General features: G+C 54.8%; 6 protein-coding genes. All 6 read left to right on the top strand.

Translation table 11 applies throughout. From position 1 onward, the window contains the following. Positions 1 to 283: hypothetical protein (locus tag WBM93_RS11765; protein WP_424432058.1), on the top strand; the 283-nt coding region annotated here is incomplete at its 5' end. A gap of 2 nt (positions 284 to 285) precedes the next feature. Next, positions 286 to 879 carry a 3-isopropylmalate dehydratase small subunit gene (gene leuD, locus WBM93_RS11760; RefSeq protein ID WP_424432057.1) on the top strand — a complete coding sequence of 198 codons (594 nt, stop codon included), beginning with the start codon at positions 286 to 288 and terminating at the stop codon, positions 877 to 879. A gap of 31 nt (positions 880 to 910) precedes the next feature. Next, positions 911 to 1912, top strand: a complete 1002-nt coding sequence (locus tag WBM93_RS11755; RefSeq protein WP_424432056.1) for an NADPH:quinone oxidoreductase family protein — start codon at positions 911 to 913, stop codon at positions 1910 to 1912. A 70-nt stretch (positions 1913 to 1982) separates the two neighbouring features. Next, on the top strand, positions 1983 to 2309 hold the full coding sequence (locus tag WBM93_RS11750) for a DUF1476 domain-containing protein (protein WP_424432055.1): 327 nt from the start codon (positions 1983 to 1985) through the stop codon (positions 2307 to 2309). 5 nt (positions 2310 to 2314) lie between these two features. Further along, positions 2315 to 2548, top strand: coding sequence for a BolA/IbaG family iron-sulfur metabolism protein (locus WBM93_RS11745; RefSeq protein WP_424432054.1), 234 nt, complete (start codon positions 2315 to 2317; stop codon positions 2546 to 2548). Positions 2549 to 2558: 10 nt separating this feature from the next. Further along, positions 2559 to 2891: a Grx4 family monothiol glutaredoxin gene (gene grxD / locus WBM93_RS11740; RefSeq protein ID WP_424432053.1), complete on the top strand. Its 333-nt coding sequence runs from the start codon at positions 2559 to 2561 to the stop codon at positions 2889 to 2891. Positions 2892 to 2926 lie beyond the last annotated feature (35 nt).

Below are 2926 nucleotides of genomic sequence, written 5' to 3'. Positions count from 1 at the left end.
GAATGACAAACGGCCTGACGAGCAGCCGGTGAAGAAAGAGACGCCCCGGGACGGTGAAACGGGAAAATGGTCAAACCGCGCCAAAGTCGGCGCGGCCATCGGCTCGGCAGCGGTTGCGGCGGCTCTCATGTATGCCGGACGGCACCAGATGAAAAAGCATGATGATTTCAAGCCGGTTACCGACAAGCCTCTGCCCAAATACGAAAATGAGCCGGATTACGATTATGATGACGGTGATGACGATGGCGACGACGATTTCATCGACGATAGTGAAGACGAATAGAGATGACACCCGTCAATCGCGTTGAAGGCCGGGCCATTCCCTTTGGCCAGAAAAATGTCGATACCGATGTCATCATTCCGGCAAAATGGCTGAAAACGATTTCGCGCGAAGGGCTGGGCGAGGGCGCGTTCGAAACGATCCGCGCTCAGGATGGCAATATTTTCGATGATCCGGAATATGCCGGAGCCAATATATTGATCGCGGGAGATAATTTCGGCTGTGGATCAAGCCGCGAGCATGCCGCCTGGGCGCTGGACGACCTTGGTATCAAGGCGGTCATTGCGCCGAGTTTCTCCGATATTTTCTCTGGCAATGCCTTCAAAAACGGCTTGCTTGCGATCGCCTTGCCGCAAGCAGCGATTGACCGGTTGATGGAGGTTGCGAAAACCAATCCGATCACTATCGACATGGAAAGCATGAGTGTGACCACGCCGTTCCAGGACCGATTCCCATTTGATATGGATCCGTTCCGGCATCAGTGTCTGGTCGAGGGTCTGGATGAAATAGACCTGACAATGGCAAAATCCGATGCCATAGAGCGGCACGAGAAGAACAGCGATTCTGCACAGCCCTGGCTGAAACCGGTGGCAGCATAGGATCCGAACAACATTCCAGGAAGGGAATAAAATGAAGGCTTTGATGTCAACCAAAGTGGGCGGACCCGACACACTAGAGATGCTGGATGTCGCCGATCCGGTTGCGGGAAAGGGCGAAGTCGTCATCGATGTCAAAGCCTGTTCGATCAACTATCCCGACGTCCTGATCATCCAGGATATGTACCAGTTCAAACCACCACGGCCGTTCGCGCCGGGCGGCGAAGTTTCCGGCGTCATTGCTGCAGTCGGCGAAGGTGTCACAGACCTCAAGGTTGGTGACCGCGTTGCTTCCACAACCGGCCATGGCGGTCTGGTCGAGAAGGTTGCCGTAGACCAGAATAGTATATTCAAAATTCCCGATAGCGTCAGCTTTGAAGATGCGTCGGCGTTGATCCTGACCTATGGCACGTCGATCCATGCTCTTGTCGATCGCGGCCATATCAAGGAAGGCGAAACCCTTCTGGTGCTCGGCGCCTCCGGCGGTGTGGGTATCGCGGCCGTCGAATTGGGCAAGGCCTTTGGCGCCCGGGTTGTGGCGGCGGTATCCTCTGATGAAAAAGCTGCGTTCGCGAAAGCTGCCGGTGCTGACGAAACCGTAGTTTATGGCCGTGCGCCGTTCGACAAGGATCAGTCCAAGGCACTTGCTGCGCAATTCAAGGCAGCCGTTGGTCCGGGCGGAGCCGATGTCATTTATGACGCAGTTGGCGGTGACTATAGCGAACCGGCTGTGCGCTCGATTGCCTGGGAAGGCCGCTTTCTGGTGGTTGGATTTCCAGCGGGTATCGCCAAATTGCCGCTCAATCTGACGCTGCTGAAATCCTGTGATGTCTGTGGTGTGTTCTGGGGCGCTTATGCAGCGCGCGATCCCAAGGGCAACCGGGCGCATATCGACCGGCTGTTCAAGCTGTGGAAACAGGGCCTGATCCAACCGCGCGTGTCCGAGACATTCGCGTTTGAAAATGCCGGCCAGGCTATCCAGAAAATGGCAGATCGCGGCGCTATCGGTAAATTGGTCGTCAAAGTCGCCGACTGATTGCGCTGCCGCACTTGCAGGACGCATCGGTGATGCCTATTTTTATGTTAACACGGATCAAGGGAAACCAATGACAAATTTTAAGGATCGCGAGAACGCATTTGAAACAAAGTTTGCGCGTGATGAAGAGATGCAGTTCAGGGTCACTGCGCGGCGCAATCGCCTGCTCGGCCAATGGGCTGCGGAGAAAATGGGACTGACTTCGGAAGAAACCGATGCCTATGCGAAAGAAGTCGTAGCGGCTGATTTCGAAGAAGCCGGCGACGAAGATGTCATTCGCAAGCTATTGGGTGATCTGACCTCTGCTGGCGTCGAAATCGACGATTCGGCCATCCGTACGGCATTGACCGATAAAATGGTTGAAGCCCGGCGTCAGTTTATCGAAGAAGCCAGCTAAGCCGCATGCCAATGGCCAGTGCAGATATCGAGGCGATGATTTTAACCGCTTTCCCGGACGCTTCGGTTGAAATTACCGATCTTGCCGGTGACGGCGATCATTATGCCGCAAAAGTCACGTCTGCCTCGTTCGCGGGCATGAACCGTGTCAAACAGCATCAGGCGGTCTACGCTGCGCTAAAGGGTAAAATGGGTGGTGAACTGCACGCGCTGCAACTCACCACGGCGATTCCCGAATAGGAGAATATATATGAGCGATGTGAAAGCAAAAATCGAAACCGTTGTGAACAGCAATGACGTTGTGTTGTTCATGAAAGGCACTCCGCTTTTCCCGCAGTGCGGTTTTTCAAGCCGCGCGATTGCCATTCTTGAGCATTTGGGGGTCGCGTTCGACTCGTTTGACGTGCTGCAGGACATGGAAGTGCGTCAGGGAATAAAAGACTATTCCGATTGGCCGACGATTCCGCAACTCTATGTCAAAGGCGAAGTCGTCGGCGGCAGCGATATCATGATGGAAATGTATGAAGCGGGCGAACTCGGCGAGTTGATGGCCGAGAAAAAGGTTGCTCCTGCCGAGGCCTGAGCCCCGGCGGTTTTTACCCCACGACAGACCAGGAC

This window comes from Parasphingorhabdus sp. (assembly GCF_049667325.1).
Taxonomy (GTDB): domain Bacteria; phylum Pseudomonadota; class Alphaproteobacteria; order Sphingomonadales; family Sphingomonadaceae; genus Parasphingorhabdus.
The sequence above is the reverse complement of the archived record's forward strand: the minus strand, read 5'-3'. Positions and strand labels throughout refer to the sequence as shown.